Annotated in this window: 23 protein-coding genes; 14 read left to right on the forward strand and 9 right to left on the reverse strand. The window is 68.8% G+C overall.

Annotation, left to right across the window (positions count from 1 at the left end):
• Nucleotides 1-213: 213 nt before the first annotated feature.
• From A5712_RS07370 to A5712_RS07380, 3 genes are read left to right on the forward strand one after another with little or no spacing between them, the layout of a single operon-like run.
• Nucleotides 214-2,538, forward strand: a complete 2,325-nt coding sequence (locus A5712_RS07370) for an MMPL family transporter (protein ID WP_068103042.1) — start codon at nt 214-216, stop codon at nt 2,536-2,538.
• Nucleotides 2,531-3,238: a TetR/AcrR family transcriptional regulator gene (locus tag A5712_RS07375; RefSeq protein ID WP_231982028.1), complete on the forward strand. Its 708-nt coding sequence runs from the start codon at nt 2,531-2,533 to the stop codon at nt 3,236-3,238. Before A5712_RS07370 ends, A5712_RS07375 begins: the two co-directional genes overlap by 8 nt.
• On the forward strand, nt 3,235-3,876 hold the full coding sequence (locus A5712_RS07380) for a class I SAM-dependent methyltransferase (RefSeq protein ID WP_068103044.1): 642 nt from the start codon (nt 3,235-3,237) through the stop codon (nt 3,874-3,876). The genes A5712_RS07375 and A5712_RS07380 overlap by 4 nt, the downstream gene beginning before the upstream one ends.
• A 71-nt stretch (nt 3,877-3,947) precedes the next feature.
• On the opposite strand, the gene A5712_RS07385 is transcribed toward A5712_RS07380, so the two are convergent.
• A complete protein-coding gene (locus tag A5712_RS07385) occupies nt 3,948-4,667 on the reverse strand; it encodes an NAD-dependent deacylase (protein WP_068103046.1) in 720 nt (239 codons plus the stop codon).
• A gap of 37 nt (nt 4,668-4,704) precedes the next feature.
• Here A5712_RS07385 and A5712_RS07390 point away from each other — a divergent pair, with 37 nt between their 5' ends.
• Nucleotides 4,705-5,070, forward strand: coding sequence for a GntR family transcriptional regulator (locus A5712_RS07390; protein WP_066930370.1), 366 nt, complete (start codon nt 4,705-4,707; stop codon nt 5,068-5,070).
• An 18-nt stretch (nt 5,071-5,088) separates the two neighbouring features.
• Here A5712_RS07390 and A5712_RS07395 read toward each other — a convergent pair whose 3' ends face one another.
• Nucleotides 5,089-5,604 carry a DUF1697 domain-containing protein gene (locus A5712_RS07395; RefSeq protein WP_068103048.1) on the reverse strand — a complete coding sequence of 172 codons (516 nt, stop codon included), beginning with the start codon at nt 5,602-5,604 and terminating at the stop codon, nt 5,089-5,091.
• 33 nt (nt 5,605-5,637) lie between these two features.
• On the opposite strand from A5712_RS07395, the gene A5712_RS07400 reads away from it, so the two are divergent.
• Together A5712_RS07400 and A5712_RS31260 are read left to right on the forward strand one after the other, a co-directional pair.
• The gene (locus A5712_RS07400; protein WP_068103050.1) at nt 5,638-6,081 is read left to right on the forward strand and encodes a PPOX class F420-dependent oxidoreductase; all 444 of its coding nucleotides are present in this window, start codon (nt 5,638-5,640) and stop codon (nt 6,079-6,081) included.
• 42 nt (nt 6,082-6,123) lie between these two features.
• On the forward strand, nt 6,124-6,300 hold the full coding sequence (locus A5712_RS31260; RefSeq protein WP_161630347.1) for a DUF5302 domain-containing protein: 177 nt from the start codon (nt 6,124-6,126) through the stop codon (nt 6,298-6,300).
• On the opposite strand, the gene A5712_RS07405 is transcribed toward A5712_RS31260, so the two are convergent.
• Entirely contained in the window at nt 6,297-7,376 is a 1,080-nt protein-coding gene (locus A5712_RS07405; protein WP_068103052.1) for a hypothetical protein, read from the reverse strand. The two genes, A5712_RS31260 and A5712_RS07405, sit on opposite strands and share 4 nt — an antisense overlap.
• A 21-nt stretch (nt 7,377-7,397) precedes the next feature.
• Nucleotides 7,398-7,925: a nuclear transport factor 2 family protein gene (locus A5712_RS07410; protein ID WP_068103053.1), complete on the reverse strand. Its 528-nt coding sequence runs from the start codon at nt 7,923-7,925 to the stop codon at nt 7,398-7,400.
• Between the two features lie 39 nt (nt 7,926-7,964).
• Between A5712_RS07410 and A5712_RS07415 the strand changes: the two genes are divergently transcribed.
• Nucleotides 7,965-8,546, forward strand: coding sequence for an HhH-GPD-type base excision DNA repair protein (locus A5712_RS07415; RefSeq protein WP_068103056.1), 582 nt, complete (start codon nt 7,965-7,967; stop codon nt 8,544-8,546).
• Nucleotides 8,543-8,689, forward strand: coding sequence for a DUF1059 domain-containing protein (locus A5712_RS07420; protein ID WP_068103058.1), 147 nt, complete (start codon nt 8,543-8,545; stop codon nt 8,687-8,689). The genes A5712_RS07415 and A5712_RS07420 overlap by 4 nt, the downstream gene beginning before the upstream one ends.
• Here the strand turns inward: A5712_RS07420 and A5712_RS07425 are convergent, their stop codons facing one another.
• On the reverse strand, nt 8,690-9,118 hold the full coding sequence (locus A5712_RS07425) for a MarR family winged helix-turn-helix transcriptional regulator (protein WP_068103060.1): 429 nt from the start codon (nt 9,116-9,118) through the stop codon (nt 8,690-8,692).
• Between the two features lie 50 nt (nt 9,119-9,168).
• Between A5712_RS07425 and A5712_RS07430 the strand changes: the two genes are divergently transcribed.
• The gene (locus tag A5712_RS07430) at nt 9,169-9,783 is read left to right on the forward strand and encodes a TIGR03086 family metal-binding protein (protein ID WP_068103063.1); all 615 of its coding nucleotides are present in this window, start codon (nt 9,169-9,171) and stop codon (nt 9,781-9,783) included.
• 2 nt (nt 9,784-9,785) lie between these two features.
• On the opposite strand, the gene A5712_RS07435 is transcribed toward A5712_RS07430, so the two are convergent.
• A complete protein-coding gene (locus A5712_RS07435) occupies nt 9,786-10,835 on the reverse strand; it encodes a hypothetical protein (RefSeq protein WP_068103065.1) in 1,050 nt (349 codons plus the stop codon).
• 49 nt (nt 10,836-10,884) lie between these two features.
• The gene (locus A5712_RS07440; protein WP_068103067.1) at nt 10,885-11,571 is read right to left on the reverse strand and encodes a hypothetical protein; all 687 of its coding nucleotides are present in this window, start codon (nt 11,569-11,571) and stop codon (nt 10,885-10,887) included.
• A 127-nt stretch (nt 11,572-11,698) separates the two neighbouring features.
• On the opposite strand from A5712_RS07440, the gene A5712_RS07445 reads away from it, so the two are divergent.
• Nucleotides 11,699-12,937 carry a mannosyltransferase gene (locus tag A5712_RS07445; protein WP_068103117.1) on the forward strand — a complete coding sequence of 413 codons (1,239 nt, stop codon included), beginning with the start codon at nt 11,699-11,701 and terminating at the stop codon, nt 12,935-12,937.
• Here A5712_RS07445 and A5712_RS07450 read toward each other — a convergent pair.
• On the reverse strand, nt 12,934-13,218 hold the full coding sequence (locus A5712_RS07450) for a 4a-hydroxytetrahydrobiopterin dehydratase (protein WP_068103069.1): 285 nt from the start codon (nt 13,216-13,218) through the stop codon (nt 12,934-12,936). The genes A5712_RS07445 and A5712_RS07450 overlap by 4 nt on opposite strands.
• Before the next feature lie 41 nt (nt 13,219-13,259).
• Complete coding sequence (locus tag A5712_RS07455) at nt 13,260-14,036, reverse strand: DivIVA domain-containing protein (RefSeq protein WP_068103071.1); 777 nt, start codon at nt 14,034-14,036, stop codon at nt 13,260-13,262.
• 202 nt (nt 14,037-14,238) lie between these two features.
• On the opposite strand from A5712_RS07455, the gene A5712_RS07460 reads away from it, so the two are divergent.
• From A5712_RS07460 to narJ, 4 genes are all read left to right on the forward strand, one after another.
• Nucleotides 14,239-14,631 carry a (deoxy)nucleoside triphosphate pyrophosphohydrolase gene (locus A5712_RS07460; protein WP_068103119.1) on the forward strand — a complete coding sequence of 131 codons (393 nt, stop codon included), beginning with the start codon at nt 14,239-14,241 and terminating at the stop codon, nt 14,629-14,631.
• Between the two features lie 250 nt (nt 14,632-14,881).
• Complete coding sequence (locus A5712_RS07465; RefSeq protein WP_068103073.1) at nt 14,882-18,532, forward strand: nitrate reductase subunit alpha; 3,651 nt, start codon at nt 14,882-14,884, stop codon at nt 18,530-18,532.
• A gap of 2 nt (nt 18,533-18,534) precedes the next feature.
• The gene (gene narH / locus A5712_RS07470; protein WP_068103076.1) at nt 18,535-20,172 is read left to right on the forward strand and encodes a nitrate reductase subunit beta; all 1,638 of its coding nucleotides are present in this window, start codon (nt 18,535-18,537) and stop codon (nt 20,170-20,172) included.
• Nucleotides 20,169-20,834, forward strand: a complete 666-nt coding sequence (gene narJ, locus A5712_RS07475) for a nitrate reductase molybdenum cofactor assembly chaperone (RefSeq protein WP_068103078.1) — start codon at nt 20,169-20,171, stop codon at nt 20,832-20,834. The genes narH and narJ overlap by 4 nt, the downstream gene beginning before the upstream one ends.
• Nucleotides 20,835-20,836: the final 2 nt, after the last annotated feature.

The following is a 20,836-nucleotide window of genomic DNA, read 5'->3' on the forward strand; positions in this document are numbered from 1 at the left end:
CGCCCTGACCCGCGCGGATCCCGGCCGTTCACCGGGCCGAACTCATAGCCGCCGCACCGAAAACGAACGGTTTCGGCCCGTTTGAACCATCCGACCGCGGGGAGCCGTGTTTATGGATAGTGTTGTTTGACACCTGTCGGTTATCGCGGATAAGTTACCGCCCAGTCAGTGGCGGCCCGGAATGACCGGCACGGCGGCGGGAGGACCGGGGACATGCTTCAAGCGATCGCTCGACTGGCTATTGCTGCGCCACGACGGATAATTGCGATCGCGATCCTGGTCTTCATCGGGGCGGCCGTCTTCGGCATTCCCGTCGCCAAGAGCCTGTCACCCGGGGGCTTCCAAGACCCCAACTCCGAATCGGCGCACGCCATCCAGATCCTCACCGACAAGTTCGGGCAGAGCGGACAGCAGATGCTGGTCATGGTGACCTCGCCGGCGGGCGCCCAGAGCGACCAGGCGCGCAAGGTGGGCACCGACCTCGTCCGCGACCTGCAAGGGTCGTCGTTGGTCTACAACGTGACCTCAGCCTGGACCGCACCGCCGCAGGCCGCCGCCGACCTGATCAGCAAGGACGGCAAGTCCGGGATGATCGTCATCAACCTCAAGGGCGGCGAGAACTACGCGCAGAGCAACGCCCAGACCCTCGCGGACCAATTCGTGCACGACCGCGACGGTGTCGCCGTCCGCGCCGGCGGCCCGGCGATGCAGTACGCGCAGATCAACAAGCAGAACCAGGAAGACCTGGTGGTCATGGAGATGATCGCGCTCCCGCTGAGCTTCCTGGTGCTGATCTGGGTGTTCGGTGGGCTGCTGGCGGCGGCGCTGCCGATGGCCCTCGGCGCGCTGGCCGTCGTCGGTTCGATGACGGTGCTGCGGCTGATCACGTTCACCACCGAGGTGTCGATCTTCGCGCTCAACCTCAGCACCGCCCTGGGCCTGGCGCTGGCGATCGACTACACCTTGCTGATCGTCAGCCGATACCGCGACGAGCTGGCCGAGGGCAGCGACCGGAACGAGGCGCTGATCCGGACCATGGCCACGTCCGGTCGCACCGTGCTGTTCTCCGCCGTCACCGTCGCGTTGTCGATGTCGGCGACGGTGGCGTTCCCCATGTACTTCCTGAAGTCCTTCGCCTATGCCGGTGTGGCCACCGTGGCCTTCGTCGCCACCGCGTCCATCGTGGTGACCCCGGCGGCGATCGTGCTGCTGGGGGACCGGCTGGACTCGCTGGACGTGCGCCGGCTGATCCGCCACGCCCTGCGCCGCCCGGACCCCCTGCACAGGCCGGTCGAGCAGTGGTTCTGGTACCGGTCGAGCAAGTTCGTGATGCGGCGCTGGGCGCCGATCGGCCTGGCCGTCATGGCGCTGCTGCTGTTGCTGGGGCTGCCGTTCTTCTCGGTCAAGTGGGGCTTCCCCGACGACCGGGTGCTGCCGCGCTCGGCGTCGTCGCATCAGGTCGGCGACGAGTTGCGCACCGGGTTTGCGCACGACTCCGCCACCGCGGTGCCCGTCGTCGTCCGTGACGTCCGCGGACTGAACCCGGGGGATCTGGACAAATACGCCGCCGCCCTGTCGCGGGTTCCCGACGTCTCGGGCGTCTCGGCGCCGGGCGGGACCTTCGTGAACGGAAACCCGGTGGGCCCTCCCGCCGCTGCCACGGGGTTGGTCGACGGCAGCGCGTTCTTGACCGCCAACAGCACCGCGCCGCTGTTCACCCAGGCCAATGACACGCAGCTCAAGCGGCTGCACGGGGTGCCGGGGCCCGGCGGCCGATCCGTCGAAATGGGCGGCGTCGCGCAGATCAACCGGGACAGCGTCGACGCGGTGACCGACCGCCTTCCGCTGGTGCTGGGGCTGATGGCCGCCGTCACGTTCGTGTTGCTGTTTTTGCTCACCGGCAGCGTGGTGCTGCCGCTGAAGGCGTTGGTGTGCAACGTGCTGTCGCTGAGCGCGGCGTTCGGGGCGCTGGTGTGGATTTTCCAGGACGGCCATCTCGGCGCGCTCGGCACCACGCCCAGCGGGACGCTGGTGGCGAACATGCCAGTGTTGTTGTTCTGCATAGCCTTTGGGCTGTCGATGGACTACGAGGTGTTCCTGATCTCCCGCATCCGGGAGTACTGGCTGGAATACCGACCGGCGAACCCGACCGGAAAAGACGCGCACGCCGCCAACGACGAAGCGGTGGCGCACGGCGTCGCGCGCACCGGACGGGTGATCACCGCGGCCGCGTTGGTGATGTCGATGTCGTTCGCCGCGCTGATCGCCGCGCACGTGTCCTTCATGCGGATGTTCGGCCTCGGCCTGGTGCTCGCCGTGTTCGCGGACGCCACCCTGGTGCGGATGGTTCTGGTCCCGGCCTTCATGCACGTGATGGGCCGCTGGAACTGGTGGGCGCCAAAGCCTTTGGTGTGGGTGCACGAGCGGTTCGGCATCAGCGAGGCGCCCTCCGAGATAGCGCTCCACCCCGAGCCGACCGGGGAGCCGGTGCAACACAACGGGCACCCGGTCCACGAATCGGTGACCCGCATTGGTTGACGTATCGGCCGACGGTCTGCGTCGCGCTCGGGCCCCTCGGGGCTCGGGCGAGCGCCTGCACGACGAGATCCTGGACGCGACCACCGAGCTGCTGCTGGAAACCGGGCACGCGCGGTCGGTGTCGATCCGTTCGGTGGCACAACGCGTCGGCGTCACGCCGCCGTCGATCTATCTGCATTTCGCCGACAAGGACGCCCTGCTGGACGCGGTGTGCGCGCGGTATTTCGAAAAGCTGGATCCCGAAATGCGGCGCCTGGCCGCCGCGCACTCCTCCCCGGTGGAGGCCTTGCGCGCGCAGGGGCTGGCCTACGTCCGGCTCGCGGTCCAGACCCCGGGGCTGTACCGCATCGCCACGATGGGTGAGTGGCGCTCCGGGAGCAGCGTCGACACCACGCTGAGCAACTCCGCGTTCAAGCACATCCGCGCCACCGTGCAGCGGCTGATGGACGACGGCACCTACCGCCCGGTCGACCCGACAACCGTCGCGCTGGAATTGTGGAGCGCGCTGCACGGCGTCGCGGCCATGTTGATCGCCAAGCCGCACCTGCCGTTCGGCGACGCCGAGGCGTTTGCCGACCGAGTGCTGTCCTCCGTGTTCTGTGGGCAATTGGTAATGGGATACTGCGGCCGAGACGCCACACCCCAGATGTTGGCGGCATGGGTGGCGGCGCATCGGCCGCCGGAGGAGTCGCGGAAATGACGCAGGCAGCCGAGCGCACGATCGACAACCCGTTCTTCGCGCGTGTTTGGCCCGTCGTCGCCGCCCACGAGACCGAGGCGGTTCGGGCGCTGCGCCGCGAGAACGTGGCCGGGCTGTCGGGCCGGGTGCTGGAAATCGGCGCGGGCGTCGGGACGAACTTCGCCAACTATCCGCCGACGGTCGAGCAGGTGATCGCCGTCGAGCCCGAGCCCCGGCTGAGAGCCCACGCCCGCGTCGCGGCCGAGGCGGCGCCGGTGCCGGTCGTGGTGATCGGGGAGACCGCCGAGGCGTTCAGCGACGGCGAACTCTTCGATGCCGTCGTGTGCTCGCTGGTGTTGTGCTCGGTGCGCGACGTTCCGGGCGTGCTGAGCCGGATGTACTCGCTGCTGCGGCCGGGCGGCGAGCTGCGATTCCTCGAGCATGTGGCCAGCGCCGGCGGGCGGGGCCGGCTGCAACGGCTAGCCGACGCGACGCTGTGGCCCAGGCTGTTCGGCAACTGCCACACCCATCGCGACACCGAACGCGCGATCGTCGACGCCGGGTTCGAGGTGGACACGTCGCGACGGGAGTGGACGCTGCCGATATGGGCGCCGTTACCGGTGTCGGAGCTGGCGCTGGGCCGCGCCCGGCGGCCCTAGTTCTTTTCGCCGAGACTGCGCTCAGCGCGCGATTTCGGGGGTAAATCGCGATCTGTGCGCAGTCTCGAGGGCTAAGCAGAATTAAGCAGCGCCGGGAGCCGCTGCAGCAGCTCCGGCAACGCCTGGCTCGCGCTCTCGCGAATGCTGATCGTGGCGCTGCGGGTGAGCGGCGTCGGCTCGGGGTTGACCTCCACGACGACGGCGCCGCGGGACAGCGCCAGGTCCGGCAGCCCGGCCGCCGGGTAGACGATCGCCGAGGTCCCCACCACGACCATCACGTCGGCGGCCTCGGTCGCATCCACCGCGTGCTGCCACGGCTCGTCGGGCAGCGGCTCACCGAACCACACGATGTCCGGCCGGATCAGGCCGCCGCAGTGGCACACCGGGGGTTCGACCTCCACAGCCGGCTCGGCCATCCGGGGCAGCGGGCCGGTGTAGTCCATATCGCAACGGTCGCAACGGAATTCGAACAGGCTGCCGTGCAAGTGGTGCACCGGGGAGCTGCCGGCGCGCTCGTGCAGGTCGTCGACGTTCTGGGTGACGACGGTGACATCCGCGTGGTCCTGCCACGCGGCGATGGCGAGGTGCCCGGCGTTGGGTTCGACGTCGGCGACGAGGTAGTGGCGCCACAGATACCAGCCCCAGACCCGTTCGGGGTTCTTGCGCCACCCTTGCGTGCTCGACAGCTCGTAGGGATCGAAGCGGGCCCACAATCCGTTCTTGTCGTCCCGGAATGTGGGCACGCCGCTCTCCGCGGAAATCCCCGCGCCGCTGAGCACAGTTACTCGCATCCCACAAAGATAGTCGTGCTTGGGACATACTGAAGAAGTGGAGCTGCGGGATTGGCTGAAGGTCGACGTGAAGGCGGGCAAACCGCTGTTCGACCAGCTCAGAACCCAGGTCATCGACGGGGTGCGGGCGGGTGCGTTGCCGCCCGGTTCCCGGCTCCCGACGGTGCGTGACCTGGCGGGCCAGCTGGGGGTCGCGGCAAACACCGTGGCGCGGGCCTACCGCGAGCTGGAGTCGGCGGCGATCGTCGAAACCCGCGGGCGCTTCGGCACTTTCATCTCCCGCTTCGATCCGACCGACGCCGCGATGGCGGCGGCCGCCAAGGAATACGTCGAGGTGGCCAAGGCGCTGGGGCTGACCAAGTCCGACGCGATGCGCTATTTGACCAACGTCCCCGACGAGTGACGTTGGCGCGCAAGGCAATCAGCGCAAAACCTTGTCCAGCGTGCGCAGGTTGCGGGTCGTCGTCGAGGATTTGTAGCGCGGCTTGCCCATCGTCTTGCCGATCGTGCTGTCCAGCGTGGCGCCCTTGGGAACCTGCCAGTAGATGACGCCGTCCCCGCGGCTGATCTTCTCGTCGGCGCCCTCGCCCAACTTGGCGAGTTCGTCGAGCACCGCCTTGTCGGCGACGAAGGTGACGTAGGACTGGTACCCCTCGACCTCGCGCTCGAACGGGTAGGCCTCGACGACGGCGCGCACCGTGTCGATGTCGTACACCAGCACCCACGCGTCATAGCCGAACCTCTCGCGCAGCGTGGCCTCGGCCTTCTTGCGCACAGTGGCCGCCCCGGCGGAGGACTCGAGCAGCACGTTGCCGCTGGCCAAGATCGTGCGGACGTTGGCGAACCCCGCCTCGGTCAACGCGCCGGCGACCTCGGCCATTTTGAGGTTGACGCCGCCGACATTGACGCCACGCAGGAACGCCGCGTATTTGGTCATGTCCCGATTTCACCACGACGTAGGCTTTCTCCCATGGGACGCCAAGTCTTCGACGACAAGCTGTTGGCCGTGATCAGCGGGAACTCCCTCGGGGTGCTGGCCACCATCAAGCGCGACGGGCGGCCCCAACTGTCGAACGTGAGCTATCACTTCGACCCGCGCGAGCTGGTGGTGCGCGTGTCGATCACCGAGCCGCGGGCCAAGACCCGCAACCTGCGCCGCGACCCGCGGGCCTCGATCCTGGTCGACGCCGACGACGGATGGTCGTATGCCGTCGCCGAGGGGACGGCGGAACTGACGCCCCCCGCCGCCGCGCCCGACGACGACACCGTCGAGGGTCTGATTGCCTTGTATCGCAACATCGCCGGCGAGCATCCGGACTGGGACGAGTACCGGGAGGCGATGGTCACCGACCGGCGGGTCCTGATGACGCTGCGGATTTCGCACGTCTACGGCATGCCGCCGGGCAAGCGGTAAAAACCACAAGCCAGCCGCGGCCGTCCAGGCTAGGCTGCCGGTATGGCCGAATCGAACCCGCAAGAAGAGGACGACACGAAGCGCAAGTTCCGTGAAGCCCTCGATCGCAAGAAGGCGAAGTCGTCGGGCGCTTCGGAGCACAAAGACGGCGGCGACAAGCACCCGCGCGCGCACGGCCCGGTGGAGAGCCGCCGCGAATTCCGCCGCAAGAGCGGCTAATTCAGCTGCGCCCTGTCCACCAGCTGCGGGGTCAGGCCGAATCGATCGACGAGCAGCAGCCAATCGCCCGCCGCGACCGAATAATCGGCCGGCCGGTTCACCCGGTCCGGGACCGTGCCGCGCCATGCGAACCGCGATGAGAAGTCCAGCACGCCGCGATACTCCTGGCATCCGATCGGCATGGGCTCCACGCCGGGAACGCACAGCACGAGAACGGGCGACGGCTTGGGTTGCTTGTAGGACGGGCCGTTTCGCCACCGTCGGCATTTGTAGGTTTCCGGTGTCGCGGTCACCTGCGCACACCGAGCCGTCGCGATGACCGCCCCGTTGCTCGCGTCGAGCACGCGGATGGAATCCGCGTCCAGCTCCAGGGCCACCAGTGGTTGCGAGGCCGACGCGAAGAGTCGTTGTTTGCCCACGACGGACCACGTCGACATCTGATGCGTCAACTCCATGTTGGGAAACAGCAGACAGCGAGTGAGTTCCGTCGGCCCGGGTTGGTGCGCAGCCAAGCGACTTCGGCGGCCGACGATGGCGAGCAGCTCGTCGAAATCCGACGGCCACAACCAGGCGTCGACGTAGCCCTGGGGCGGCTCGTCGAGCCGCGTTCCGGCGGCCACACGATGATCCCGTCCACCGAGAACAAAATGGTGACCACCGGACCGCAGATGTAGCGCGCTACCCATCACCTTGGTCGCGCTGCCGTACGCCCAGAGGCCAAGCGTCGCATCACTGAACGAGAAGACACCGCCGTGCCGCTTCTGGACGGTGACCTCGTCGCCCGTGATGGAGATGCGGACCTCCCCGGTGGCGCGCCAACCGACATAGATCAGCGCGATCACGACGAGGACGACGCCGACCACTGCGGCGGTGGGCGTGTGCTCCCATCCCGCCGGGGCGTGCTCCGCCAGGTAGATGCCCCCGTAGACCGCCGCCAGCCCGACCCCCATGACGATGAAGTAAATCCAGTTGGGGCGCGCCTCGTCGGTGATCATTTTCGACATCGCTTTGGACATCGGGAAAGGGAGCTTGGCCACGAACTGCCGTCCGGCGGTGGACTCGTCCCGCACGCTCATGCCGAGAAGGATGCCACCGGTTCAGTCGGGTGTGAACAGGCCGATCGACGGGTCGGCCTGGCCGGGTTGGCCGCGCAGGCTGCCGCGGGTGCTGGGGTGTCCGAAGTCCAGTGCCGACGGGTCCTTCTGGTAGGCCCAGTCCGCCACGATCGTGCGTTGGCTGAACTTCCAGCGGCCGTCGTGTTTGAGGTACCGATCCAGATACCGGCCCCCGATGACGACGTCGATGTCGTGTTCGGGACCGGCGAAGGTGTGAAACACCAGGCAGTAGATCTCACCGCGGCCCGCGTCGCCGTCGATCACGAAATTCGTTGTGGTGACGTTGTGTTGGGAGACACGCACGTAGGGCTCCGCCGCGCGCAGCTGGGCGATGAACTGCTCGACGCCGCCGGTCGAGAACGAGCCGTGCGAATCGGTCGCGTCGGGGTGGTAGAGGTCGCGCAGCGCTTCATAATCGGCGCGGTCGACGGCGCGGCAGTAGGCATTGACGAGTTGATGCAGTTCGTCCCGGGCCAGCATCAGTTCCAATTTGGCCTCATCCACCACCACGCCACGATAGCCCGGTGGTCAGGGCGCTAGAGTCGGCGTATGTCGAAGCTCTGCCTGGCGCAGCAGCCCGAGGCCGATGCGCTGCTGGAAGATGACCCGTTCGCGTTGCTGATCGGCATGCTGTTGGACCAGCAGGTGCCGTTCGAGACGGCGTTCGCGGGACCGAAGAAGATCGCGGACCGGATGGGCGGCCTGGACGCCGGCGGGATCGCCGCCTACGACCCGGACAAGTTCGCCGCGCTGTGCGCGGAAAGGCCTGCGGTGCACCGCTTCCCGGGATCGATGGCCAAGCGCATTCAGGCCCTGGCGCAGATCATCGTGGATGATTACGACGGCGACGCCGCCGGGCTGTGGAAGTCCGGTCAGCCCGACGGCAAGGAGTTGCTGCGCCGGCTCAAGGGGCTGCCCGGTTTCGGCGAGCAGAAGGCGAAGATCTTCCTGGCGTTGCTCGGTAAGCAGTACGGCGTGACGCCGACGGGCTGGCGCGAGGCGGCCGGCGATTTCGGCAAGGCGGGCACGCACCTGTCCGTCGCCGACATCGTCGACGCCCATTCCCTTGGACAGGTGCGGTCGTATAAGAAGCAGATGAAGGCAGCAGCGAAGGGAAAGGCGGCAACGTGAAGACACACATCACGTGTCCGTGCGGCGAAGCCATCACGGGCAAGGACGAGGACGAGCTGGTCGAGCTCACCCAGGCTCACCTCGCCAGCGCCCACCCGGGCCTCGAGTACGACCGGGACGCCATCCTGTTCATGGCGTATTAGCTAGCCGCCGTCTGTCGCCGACAGCTGCTGCAGGACGCGCAGGAACAGGCGACGGTCTTCGGCGGAGAGCCTCCCGAGCCAGCGCTCTTCGCCGCGCTGAATGTCTTCCTGCGCGGCATCTTTCGCGGCCCGACCCGCCTCGCTGAGTTCAAGCAGTCGTACGCGGCGGTCGTCCGGGTCGGGCCGGCGCTCGATATAGCCCCGGTCCTGCAAGTCGTCGAGCGTGGGGATGATGCGCGTCTTGTCGGCGCCGATCGCCTCGGCGAGCGCGGCCTGGCTGCGCACCGGCGAGCGATCGAGCGCGCTCAGCACGATGTAGCCCCACATCGACAACCCGTGTGCTTCCAGCACCGGGACCTCGGCCGCCATCATCTCGCGGACCAGCGGGGCCATCATCGCCGCGAGATCGGGACGCCTCGTCCTCGCCATGCTGGAAGCGTAGCGTTGACAGATAATATGCGTACGCATACGATCTACGAATGCATACTATTTCCGATGTCCGACCGTTCCACCGCGCCGCCGTACAGGCTTCCGTCGACGTCGTCGCGGGCGTCACGCGCGACGACCTGTCCCGGCCGACGCCCTGCGCGGGCTGGGACCTGTTGGACCTGCTCGCCCACATGACCGCGCAGCATCGGGGGTTCGCCGCGGCCGCCCGCGGCCACGGCGACAGCGCGACGGTTTGGGAGGCGGATTGCGTGGTCGAGGCGGTCGCGGCCGATCCCGGCGGCACCTACGCCGCGGCCGCCGCCGACGTCCTCGATGCGTTCGCCGCCGACGGCGTACTCGACGCGAGTTTCTCGTTGCCTGATTTCGGGCCGGGGGCGGCCTTCCCCGGCGCGATCGCGATCGGCTTCCACTTCGTGGACTACGTGGTGCACGGCTGGGACGTCGCGCGGAGCATCGGCGCCCCCTTTGCGCTTCCGGACGACGTGGTGGCCGCCGTGCTACCGCTGGTGTTCGTGATTCCGGATGGGGAGTACCGCGCGACGGACGGCGCCCCGTTCGGCCCGGCCGTCACCGCGCCCGACGGCGCGGCTGACCTCGACCGCATCCTCGGCCACCTCGGCCGCTCGCCCGGCTGGAACGCTTAGAACTACGGCACCACCGTCGAGCCGATCGTGGGCATGAACTGGCACTGCTTTTCCTTGGTGGTGACCTGCCCGAAGATCGTCGACATGATGCTGCCCGAGCCGGTGTCGACGATCGCCGTCAGCGTCGTCGGGCCATCGCCATTGATGTCGGTGCGCGGCTTGAGCGCGACCGTCCCGGACTTGCCCGTGGTGAGGTTGACCCAGGTGACGTTCAACGGCAGCTTCTGCACCTCGGCGGGTCCCGGCGTGCCGACCGCGGTGAACACGTAGGCGGTCTGGCCCGGCCCGGGTCCCGGCGTCGGGATCTTGGCCGGCCCCGCCACCGACAGCGCGGTCGCGATCGAACTGCTGCCGTCCGCAAGGCAATTCGTGCCGATCGATGGATACATGAAGTCCTGCGTGGGCGGGGCGTCAGGCCCCAGGCCCGGTGCGGGAGCCGGTGCGGGAGCGGGGGCCGCGTCCGGCGCGGGAGCCGGTGCGGGGGCCGGGGCGGCGGCGGGTGCCGGCGGCGCCGGCGCGGTGGCCGCGACGGGCTCGGTCCCCGGCGTCGCCGCGGGCGGCATCGGCGCGGAGGGGGCCGCGGAGGGGGCGGCCGGCGGTGCGGCAACGGGCCCGGGGCCCGCCGCGCGCGCCGGATCGATCCCCGGCGGCAGGTGCGACTGCAGCCCGGGCTCGATGCCCAGCGGCGGCACGTGCTGCGCCGGCGCGGTCTCGGCAGGTGCGGCGCCCGGCGACCCCGGCTCGGCCACGAACTTATTCACAGACGCCGCAACGTTTTTCGATTCGGCGGGCGCCGTCGGATTGTGGGTGAACGCTTGGGCGGCGGCCATCAGCAGCTGCGTCGCCTGCCCCGGATTGCTCGCCGCCTGCTGGATGATCGGGCTCAGCTCCGACAGGGCGGGCAGGCCCGGAAGCTGCTGGGTTGAGTTCGGCTGCGGTGTCGGCTGCGGCGCCGCCGGGTCGGCCGCCGCGCTCGGGCATAACCCGAACGCGGCAGCCGACGCCACGACAACTGCGGCCAAACCCTTGGACAGATTCCTAGTGGTTGCCACGATGTCCTCCGGTCCTGGCTAGTGGCGGTTCAGTTGGGTATCGAGCGGCTCAGGGAATGGCCGCGAGCAGCGGCGCCATCGGGTTGGTCAGCGACGGCAGAGCCGGCGCGGCCGGTGCGGCCGGCGCGGCGGGAGCCGCCGGAGCCTGGCCCCCGGCCAGCGCCTGCAGATCCTGCGGGATCGTCAGCTGCGCGGGCACGCTGAGCGGCAGGCCCGACGGCAGGGCCGGCATGTCCACCTTCGCCTGCGGGATCTGCGGCGTCGCCGGGGCGGCGGGAGCCGCCGGCGACGACAGGCCCGGGATGGCGGGCAGGCCCGGAATCGACGGGGCCGCCGGAGCAGCCGGCGCCGCCGGGGTGGTCTGGGCCAGGCCCGGGAGCGAGCCGAGGCCCGGGATGGTCGGCGTCGCCGCCGGAGCCGTCGCCGCGGCGGGCGGGGTGAGCCCCGGAATGGACGGGACGCCCGCCGAAGGCGACACGGGCGACGTCGCCGAGGGCAGCCCCGGGAACGTGATGCCCGGCGAGGCGGGCGCCGCGGGCGGGGTGGCGCCGAGGGCGGTCGCGAGGTTTTGCAGGATTTGGGGCGCGTTGGCCGCCGAGCTGATCAGTTGCTGCGGAATGTTCGGCACCGGCGGCGCGGGGACGGGGTCGGCGTGGGCGATCCCGCCCGTCAGAAGGGCGGCGGACGAACCGACCAAGACGGCGGCCGCTCGCAGATAGGTCCAGATGGTTGGCATGACTCTCCCTGGTTGTCGATGACGGGTTCGGCCCCGAAGTTACGTTGATACTGGTGTGACTCAAGTGACACGTGTGGCATTTATTCGATCGTTACCGATACGAGTGACGGCGGTGACCGGGCGGCCCATGGATCACCGGGCGATGGCTAAAGTCGGGCGAATAGACACCATCCCGGCCGCCCCGGCGGCACCCCGCACCCGGCGGCAGGCGGCGGCCCCGGCGCTGCTGATCGCGAGCGTCGCGGCGCGACTCGCCTGGACGTACCTGGCGCCGAACGGCGCGAACTTCGTCGACCTGCACGTCTACCTCGGCGGCGCCGCCGCCCTCGACCATCCCGGCACCCTGTACAGCTACGTCTACGCCGACCAGACGCCGGACTTCCCGCTGCCGTTCACCTATCCGCCCTTCGCGGCGGTCGTGTTCTACCCGCTGCACCTGCTGCCGTTTGCGCTGGTGGCCTTCCTGTGGCAGGTGGCGACGATCGCCGCGCTCTACGGCGCGATCCGGCTGAGCCAGCGCCTGGTGGGCGTGCCGGCGGGGGCGGGTCACCGCGTCGCGATGCTGTGGACGGCGGTCACCATCTGGATCGAGCCGCTGCGCAGCACGTTCGACTACGGGCAGGTCAACGTGCTGCTCATGCTGGCGGTGCTGTGGGCGGCCTGGACGACGCGCTGGTGGCTGTCGGGGTTACTGGTCGGCATGGCGGCCGGGATCAAGTTGACGCCGGCAATCGCCGGCGTCTACCTGCTGGGCGTTCGGCGCTGGGGCGCGGCGGTGTTTTCGGCGGTCGTCTTCCTGGCCACCGTGGGCGTGTCGGTCCTGGTCGTCGGCGATCAGGCCCGCTACTACTTCACCGATCTGCTGGGCGACGCGCACCGGGTGGGGCCGATCGCGACGTCGTTCAACCAATCCTGGCGCGGTGGCATCTCGCGCATCCTCGGCCACGACGCCGGCTTCGGTCCGCTGGTGCTGGCGGCCGTCGCGGTGACGGCGATGCTGGCCGTCCTGGCCTGGCGGGCGCTGGACCCGACCGATCGGCTGGGCAAGTTGCTGGTGGTCGAGCTGTTCGGGCTGCTGCTCTCGCCGATTTCGTGGACCCACCACTGGGTGTGGCTGGTGCCGCTGATGATTTGGGCGATCCACGGGCCGGCGCGCGAGCGGCCGGGCGCCCGCGTCGTCGGCTGGGGCTGGTTGGCGCTCACGATCGTCGGCGTGCCGTGGTTGCTGAGCTTCGCGCAACCGACCATCTGGCAGATCGGCCGGCCGTGGTACCTGGCCTGGGCCGGGCTGGTCTACATCGTGGCCGCGGTGGCGACGCTGATCTGGATCGCGGCGACCGGCCGGCGCGCCGAGCCGACGGCTTAGCCCCCGACGATCCCGTCGATGTCGCGCGCCATGTTGACGTCGTTTTCGGTAATGCCGCCCTCGGAATGCGTGACTAGCGCGAAAGTCACTGTCCGCCAACGGATATCAATGTCCGGATGATGATCCTTGCTCTCGGCGTGCTCGGCCACCCGGCGCACGGCGTCGATGCCGTCCAGAAACGACGGGAACTTGATCGACCGGCGCAGGGCGCCGTCGGCACGCTCCCATCCGTTGAGTTCGGGCAGCGCGGCGTCTACTTGCTCATCCGTTAACACAGCCATGCCGGAGGCGTCCTCTCGTCTGGGATGGGAACGGTGCTCACCTACGAGGCTACGGCGGGGCCGGCCGGCGCTTGACTTCTCTGGTCCAAGGGCACCACGACGCTCGCCTCCGGGGGGTTCTTCAGTTCCTGGTAGGCGGACTCAAGGCTGGCCGGAACCGCTTGCAGGTCGCGGGCCACACCCATCAGTTCCTCCAGGATCATGATGCGCTGCTGATTCGCCTCGGTCACCGCTTGCCGGGCCTGGTCGAGGACGAGACGAGCTTGTTGCCTTGCCTCGGCGAGGAGCTGCTCACGCTGCTGCTGGGCTTCCTGCCACGCGTGATCGATCGACGATTGGGCCTCGGCGCGCCTTCCGGCGAGTTCGGCGTCGACATTCCTCTTGGTTTCCGCGCACTGCGCTTCTAGCGCACTTTGCTGTAAGGCTATGTCGGCCAACAGTTCTCGATGCTCTCGCTGCGCGGCCTGGGCCTCGGCCTCGGCCGCCGCGATCAGGGCGTCGGCCTCGGCTCGCGCCTCCGCCTGCATCCGGGAAACCTCATCGATCGCCCGCCGCAGCATCTTCGCCATCCGGTGTTGCATCGCGTAGGGCGACGGTGAGGTGTCCGACAGCATGGCGACCTCGTCGTTGAGACAGGCGACTTCGATGCGCAGCGCGGCCGCTTCGTCGCCGGATTCATTTCGCTGGGCTCTTAGGTTCTGGACCTCGTCGATCAGCAACTTCTGCTTGGTGAGCACCTTCTCGATGTAGGCATCGACCGCGGCCGGGTCGTAGCCCCTGAACGTGCGGGAGAACGTCGTTGCGGGTTCGGTGACCATTGCCAACCCCGATTCTCAGGAAGTGCCCGGTAGAGGTCGTGACCGACGCATTCGAGTATTCCACTTTGGCGCTCAAACCGTAATACAGGCGTTGTGCCCCAAGGGAATTCGATTCTGGGCGGCGCGCTCGGTGCGCGAAACCGTTCTGAAGATGGCTGGCCGCCCCGGCGAGCCGCGCCCCGGCGGTATACCGTCACTGGCCATGCCGACCCAGATCGTCGTCGCCGCAGCGGTCATCTCCGGCGATAGGGTCCTGGTCGCGCAGCGGGCCCGGCCGCCGGAATTGGCCGGCCGCTGGGAGCTGCCCGGCGGCAAGGTTGCCCCCGGCGAATCCGAGCGCGACGCGCTGGCCCGCGAGCTGGCCGAGGAGCTGGGCCTGGCGGCGGGCGACATCGCGGTGGGTGACCGCCTCGGCGCCGACATTCCGCTGAACGAGACGATGACGCTGCGGGCGTATCGCGTGCGGCTGCTCGACGGTGAGCCGCATCCCCGGGACCATCGGGCGCTGCGCTGGGTGACCGCGGCCGAACTTGACGACGTCGACTGGGTGCCGGCCGATCGTGGCTGGCTACCGGATCTGGCCCGGGCGCTGTGAGCAGCCTCATAACAAGTCCACAGGCTGCATTCAGCCAACCTACAGCGGTATCGCAGCAGACACGCGTGAAATCGGAAGGTAACAGCCCGAAATAGCCGTATCCTCGATTTGCATGCCAGTACCGATGGACGTCTTCACATCCGGAAATCCTTTGCGCTGTACGGCATTTAGCTAGCGCGACGCCCGCCGCCCGGATGGCATTCGAACCGGATGGCGAAGTTCAACGTGGATCCACTAGGAGGCTTATCCCTTGACCGTCACCCCCCATGTCGGTGGACCGCTCGAGGAGCTACTGGAACGCAGTGGGCGATTTTTCACCCCGGGCGAGTTCTCCGCCGATCTGCGCACCGTCACCCGCCGGGGTGGCCGCGAAGGCGACGTGTTCTACCGCGACCGGTGGAGCCACGACAAGGTGGTGCGCTCCACGCACGGGGTGAACTGCACCGGCTCTTGCTCCTGGAAGATCTACGTCAAGGACGGGATCATCACCTGGGAGACCCAGCAGACCGACTACCCCTCGGTGGGTCCGGACCGGCCCGAATACGAGCCGCGGGGCTGCCCGCGCGGTGCATCGTTCTCCTGGTACAGCTACTCGCCCACCCGGGTGCGCTACCCGTACGCGCGGGGCGTGCTGGTCGAGATGTTCCGCGAGGCGAAGGCGCGGCTGGGTGACCCGGTGCTGGCGTGGGCCGACATCCAGGCCGACCCGGAGCGGCGGCGCCGCTACCAGCGGGCGCGGGGCAAGGGCGGCCTGGTCCGGATCAGCTGGGCCGAAGCCACCGAGCTGATCGCGGCCGCCCACGTGCACACCATCAAGGCCTACGGCCCGGACCGGGTCGCCGGGTTCTCCCCGATCCCGGCGATGTCGATGGTCTCGTACACGGCCGGTTCGCGGTTCGTCGAGCTGATCGGCGGCGCGATGACGTCGTTCTACGACTGGTACGCCGACCTGCCGGTGGCCTCGCCGCAGGTGTTCGGCGACCAGACCGACGTGCCGGAGTCGGGGGACTGGTGGGACGCGGCGTACCTGATGATGTGGGGCTCCAACGTCCCGATCACCCGCACGCCGGACGCGCACTGGATGGCCGAGGCCCGCTATCGCGGCACCAAGGTGGTGACCGTCAGCCCCGACTACGCCGACAACACCAAGTTCGCCGACGAGTGGATGCCCTGCGCCGCCGGCACCGACGGGGCCCTGGCCATGGCGATGGGTCACGTGATCCTGTCGGAATGCTATGTGCGCAGGCAGGTTCCGTTCTTCGTCGACTTCGCGCGCCGCTACACCGACCTGCCGTTCCTGATCAAGCTGGAACGCCGCGGCGAGATGCTGGTGCCGGGCAAGAACCTGACCGCGGCCGACATCGGCCAGGCGGTCGACAACGCCGCGCTCAAGCCGGCGGTGTTCGACGAGACGACGAATTCCGTTGCGGTTCCCCAGGGCTCGCTGGGGTTCCGGTACGGCGAGGACGGCGTCGGGAAGTGGAACCTGGACCTCGGCGAGCTGAAGCCGGCGCTCAGCGTCGAGGGGACCGGCGCCACCGCGCTGGTGCACCTGCCCAGCTTCGACACGGTCAACGGCGAGGGCGGCACGGTGGCGCGCGGAGTGCCGGTGCGCCAGGTCGGTAACCACCTGGTCTGCACGGTGTTCGACCTCATGCTCGCCCAGTACGGGGTGGCGCGCCCCGGGCTGCCCGGCGACTGGCCCACCGGCTACGACGACCCGAGCCAGCCGAACACCCCGGCATGGCAGGAACCCATCACCGGGGTGTCGGCCGGGCAGGCGATCCGGGTGGCCAAGGAATTCGCCCGCAGCGCAGAGGAATCCGGCGGACGGTCGATGATCATCATGGGCGGCGGCATCTGCCACTGGTTCCACAGCGACGCGATCTACCGCGCCGTGCTGGCGCTGCTGATGCTGACCGGGTCGATGGGCCGCAACGGCGGCGGATGGGCGCACTACGTCGGCCAGGAAAAGGTGCGTCCGCTCACCGGATTTCAGACGATGGCGATGGCGACCGACTGGTCCCGCCCGCCGCGGCAGGTGCCCGGCGCGTCGTACTGGTACGCGCACACCGACCAATGGCGCTACGACGGCCACGGCGCCGACAAGCTGGCCAGCCCGGTGGGGCGGGGCAGGTTCGCGGGCAAGCACACGATGGACCTGCTGGCCTCGTCGGTGGCGATGGGCTGGAGCCCGTTCTATCCGCAGTTCGACCGGTCCAGCCTCGACGTCGCCGACGAGGCGCGCGCCGCCGGTCGCGACGCCGCCGAGTACGTCGCCGAGCAACTCGGCGAGCGCAAGCTCAAGCTGGCCGTGAGCGACCCCGACGACCCCGGCAACTGGCCGCGGGTGCTCAGCGTCTGGCGCGCCAACCTGATCGGCTCGTCGGGCAAGGGCGGCGAGTATTTCCTGCGGCATCTGCTGGGCACCGACTCCAACGCGCAGGCCGAGCCGGCGCGGGACGGGGACATCCCGGAGGGCAAGCTCGACCTGATGATGTCGATCGACTTCCGGATGACCTCGACGACACTGGTTTCCGACGTCGTCCTGCCGGCGGCCACCTGGTACGAGAAGGCCGACCTGTCCAGCACCGACATGCACCCCTACGTGCACGCCTTCAGCGCCGCCACCGACCCGCCCTGGGAAACCCGTTCGGACTACGACGCTTTCGGCGCCATCGCCCGCGCCTTCAGCGCGATGGCCAAGGATCACCTGGGCACCCGCAGCGACGTGGTGCTCACGGCGCTGCAACACGACACGCCCGACGCGATGGCCTATCCCGATGGCGCCGAACGGGATTGGCTGCACGACGGCTCCACCCCGGTGCCGGGGCGGACGATGGCCAAAGTCACCGTGGTGGAACGCGACTACGCCGCCGTCTACGACAAGTGGCTGACCCTGGGTCCGCTCGTCGACACCTTCGGCGTCACCACCAAGGGCGTCACGGTGCATCCGTTCCGTGAAGTGGAGGAACTGGCCGCCAAGTTCGGCGTGATGAATTCCGGTGTGGCGGCCGGGCGCCCGGCCGTCACCAGCGCGGAGCGGATGGCCGACGTGCTGTTGCTGCTGTCCGGGACGACGAACGGCCGGCTGGCCGTCGAGGGCTTCCGCGAGCTGGAGAAGCGCACGGGCCAGCGGCTGGCACACCTGGCCGAGGGCAGCGAGGAGCGCCGCATCACCTACGCCGACACCCAGGCGCGCCCCGTGCCCGTGATCACCAGCCCGGAATGGTCGGGCAGCGAAACCGGTGGGCGGCGCTATGCTCCGTTCACCATCAACATCGAGAACCTCAAACCGTTCCACACGCTGACCGGGCGGATGCACTTCTACCTGGCCCACGACTGGGTGGAGGAACTCGGTGAGCACCTGCCGGTCTTCCGCCCGCCGCTGGACATGACTCGGCTGTTCGGTCAGCCGGAGCTCGGGCCGACCGAAGACGGGATCGGGCTCACGGTCCGGTACCTGACGCCACACTCGAAGTGGTCGTTCCACTCCACCTACCAGGACAACCTGTACATGCTGTCGCTGTCCCGCGGCGGCCCGACGATGTGGATGAGCCCCGGGGACGCGGCGAAAATCGGTGTGCGCGACAACGATTGGGTCGAGGCCGTCAATGTGAACGGCATCTACGTGTGCCGGGCGATCGTGTCGCACCGAATGCCCGACGGCGTGGTGTATGTCTATCACGTCCAGGAACGCACCGTGGACACCCCGCGCACCGAGACCAACAACAAGCGCGGCGGCAACCACAACGCGCTGACCCGGGTGCGGATCAAGCCAAGCCACCTCGCCGGCGGCTACGGCCAGCACTCGTTCGGGTTCAACTACCTGGGCCCGACCGGCAACCAACGCGACGAGGTGACGGTGGTGCGCCGCCGCGGCCAGGAAGTGACGTACTGACGATGAAAGTCATGGCGCAGCTGGCGATGGTGATGAACCTGGACAAGTGCATCGGCTGTCACACCTGCTCGGTGACCTGCAAGCAGGCCTGGACCAACCGCGCCGGCACCGAGTACGTGTGGTTCAACAACGTCGAAACCCGTCCTGGGCAAGGCTATCCGCGCACCTACGAGGACCAGGAGCGCTGGCGCGGCGGCTGGATCCGCGACAAGAAGGGCCGGCTGCGGCTGCGCGACGGCGGCCGCATCCACAAGCTGTTGCGGATCTTCGCCAACCCCAAGCTGCCCACCATCGACGAGTACTACGAGCCGTGGACCTACGACTACGAAAACCTGACCACCGCGCCGGCGGGTGACACCTTTCCCACGGCCGCGCCGAGGAGCATGATCAGCGGCGAGCCGATGAAGGTGTCGTGGGGCCCGAACTGGGACGACAACCTGGCGGGGTCGCCCGAGATCCTCTCGGGGGACCCAATTTTGAAGAAGGTCAGCGACGAGGTCAAGCTCAAACTCGAAGAGACCTTCATGTTCTACCTGCCCCGGATCTGCGAGCACTGCCTGAACCCGTCGTGCGTGGCGTCGTGCCCGTCGGGCGCGATGTACAAGCGCAGCGAGGACGGCATCGTGCTGGTGGACCAGGACCGCTGCCGCGGCTGGCGGATGTGTGTATCCGGATGCCCTTACAAGAAGGTGTATTTCAACCACAAGACGGGCAAGGCCGAGAAGTGCACGTTGTGCTACCCGCGGATGGAGGTCGGCCTGCCGACGATCTGCTCGGAAACCTGCGTGGGCCGGCTGCGCTACCTCGGGCTGGTGCTCTACGACGTCGACCGGGTGCTGGAGGCGGCGTCGGTGGAAAACGACACCGACCTGTACGAGGCGCAGCGCCGGATCCTGTTGGATCCCAACGACCCCGAGGTGATCATCGCCGCGCGCGCCGACGGGATCTCCGACGAGTGGATCGAAGCGGCACAGCGATCGCCGGTGTACGCGCTGATCAACACCTACCGGGTGGCGCTGCCGCTGCACCCGGAATACCGGACCATGCCGATGGTCTGGTACATCCCGCCGCTCTCGCCCGTCGTCGACGCGGTCAGCCGCGACGGCCACGACGGCGAGGACCTCGGCAACCTCTTCGGCGCGCTGGACGCGCTGCGCATCCCCATGCAATACCTGGCCGAATTGTTCACGGCCGGTGACACTTCCGTCGTCGAAGGCGTGCTGCGCCGGCTGGCCGCGATGCGGTCTTACATGCGCGACATCAACCTCGGGCGCGAGACCCAGCCGCACATCCCGCACTCGGTGGGGATGACCGAGGAACAGATCTACGAAATGTACCGGCTGCTGGCCATCGCGAAATACGAAGAGCGATACGTCATTCCGACGGCGGTCAGCGCCCAGGCGCGTGACCTCGAGGAGATGGGCTGCTCGCTGTCGGGCGACGGCGGCCCGGGGATGTACGATTCCGGGCCCTTCGGCGGGGGCAGCGGCACCCCGGTCCCGGTCGCCGTGGAGACATTTCACGCCCTCAAGCAACGTCAGCGCGGCGAGAACACCAACGGCAACGGGCGGGTGAACCTGCTCAACTGGGACGGCCGCCAGGCGCTGGCGGGCATGTTTCCCGAGGAGCCGCAGCGATGAGGCTGCTGGCCCAGGTCCGGGAGCGGTCGGGCAACCGGGTGACGCGAGACCGGCTGGTGTGGCAGGCGGCGTCGCTGCTGCTGGCCTATCCGGACGACCGGTTGCCCGAGCGGCTGGACACCGTCGACGAACTGCGCAGCCATGCCGGCGGGCCGGCGGCCGCGCTGCTCGGCCGCACCGTCGCCGCCCTGCGTGCCCTCGAACCGATGGCGGCCGCGGCACGCTACGTCGAGACCTTCGACATGCGCCGGCGCACCACCATGTACCTGACGTACTGGACCGCCGGGGACACGCGCAACCGCGGCCGGGAAATGCTGGCCTTCGCCACCGCCTACCGCGACGCGGGCGTCGAACCGCCCCGCTCCGAGGCGCCGGATCACCTGCCCGTGGTGCTCGAATTCGCCGCCACCGTCGACCCCGACGCCGGGCGGCGATTGCTGACGGCGCACCGGATTCCGATCGACGTGTTGCGCGGCGCCCTGGCCGAGATCGAGTCGCCCTACGAACACGCCGTCGCGGCGGTCTGCTCGACGCTGCCGGCCGCGACCGACCAGGAGGCGCGCCGGGCCGAGCGCCTGGCGCAAGCCGGCCCTCCCACGGAAGCCGTTGGGCTGCAACCGTTCACGTTGACGGTACCGCCGAGGCGCAGCAAGGGAGCCTGACG

Source organism: Mycobacterium sp. E2327, from assembly GCF_001672675.1.
Classification (GTDB): domain Bacteria; phylum Actinomycetota; class Actinomycetes; order Mycobacteriales; family Mycobacteriaceae; genus Mycobacterium.

What these genes read in the sequence shown, in the direction of transcription:
- A5712_RS07440 (WP_068103067.1), bottom strand. Translation starts at nt 11,571, where the DNA reads ATGCCAACCATCTGGACCTATCTGCGAGCGGCCGCCGTCTTGGTCGGT.
- A5712_RS07405 (WP_068103052.1), bottom strand. Translation starts at nt 7,376, where the DNA reads ATGAGCGTGCGGGACGAGTCCACCGCCGGACGGCAGTTCGTGGCCAAG.
- A5712_RS07415 (WP_068103056.1), top strand. Translation starts at nt 7,965, where the DNA reads ATGTCGAAGCTCTGCCTGGCGCAGCAGCCCGAGGCCGATGCGCTGCTG.
- narH (WP_068103076.1), top strand. Translation starts at nt 18,535, where the DNA reads ATGAAAGTCATGGCGCAGCTGGCGATGGTGATGAACCTGGACAAGTGC.
- A5712_RS07425 (WP_068103060.1), bottom strand. Translation starts at nt 9,118, where the DNA reads ATGGCGAGGACGAGGCGTCCCGATCTCGCGGCGATGATGGCCCCGCTG.
- A5712_RS07460 (WP_068103119.1), top strand. Translation starts at nt 14,239, where the DNA reads ATGCCGACCCAGATCGTCGTCGCCGCAGCGGTCATCTCCGGCGATAGG.
- A5712_RS07455 (WP_068103071.1), bottom strand. Translation starts at nt 14,036, where the DNA reads ATGGTCACCGAACCCGCAACGACGTTCTCCCGCACGTTCAGGGGCTAC.
- A5712_RS07450 (WP_068103069.1), bottom strand. Translation starts at nt 13,218, where the DNA reads ATGGCTGTGTTAACGGATGAGCAAGTAGACGCCGCGCTGCCCGAACTC.
- A5712_RS07400 (WP_068103050.1), top strand. Translation starts at nt 5,638, where the DNA reads ATGGGACGCCAAGTCTTCGACGACAAGCTGTTGGCCGTGATCAGCGGG.
- narJ (WP_068103078.1), top strand. Translation starts at nt 20,169, where the DNA reads ATGAGGCTGCTGGCCCAGGTCCGGGAGCGGTCGGGCAACCGGGTGACG.
- A5712_RS07395 (WP_068103048.1), bottom strand. Translation starts at nt 5,604, where the DNA reads ATGACCAAATACGCGGCGTTCCTGCGTGGCGTCAATGTCGGCGGCGTC.
- A5712_RS07385 (WP_068103046.1), bottom strand. Translation starts at nt 4,667, where the DNA reads ATGCGAGTAACTGTGCTCAGCGGCGCGGGGATTTCCGCGGAGAGCGGC.
- A5712_RS07430 (WP_068103063.1), top strand. Translation starts at nt 9,169, where the DNA reads ATGCATACTATTTCCGATGTCCGACCGTTCCACCGCGCCGCCGTACAG.
- A5712_RS07370 (WP_068103042.1), top strand. Translation starts at nt 214, where the DNA reads ATGCTTCAAGCGATCGCTCGACTGGCTATTGCTGCGCCACGACGGATA.
- A5712_RS31260 (WP_161630347.1), top strand. Translation starts at nt 6,124, where the DNA reads ATGGCCGAATCGAACCCGCAAGAAGAGGACGACACGAAGCGCAAGTTC.
- A5712_RS07445 (WP_068103117.1), top strand. Translation starts at nt 11,699, where the DNA reads ATGGATCACCGGGCGATGGCTAAAGTCGGGCGAATAGACACCATCCCG.
- A5712_RS07380 (WP_068103044.1), top strand. Translation starts at nt 3,235, where the DNA reads ATGACGCAGGCAGCCGAGCGCACGATCGACAACCCGTTCTTCGCGCGT.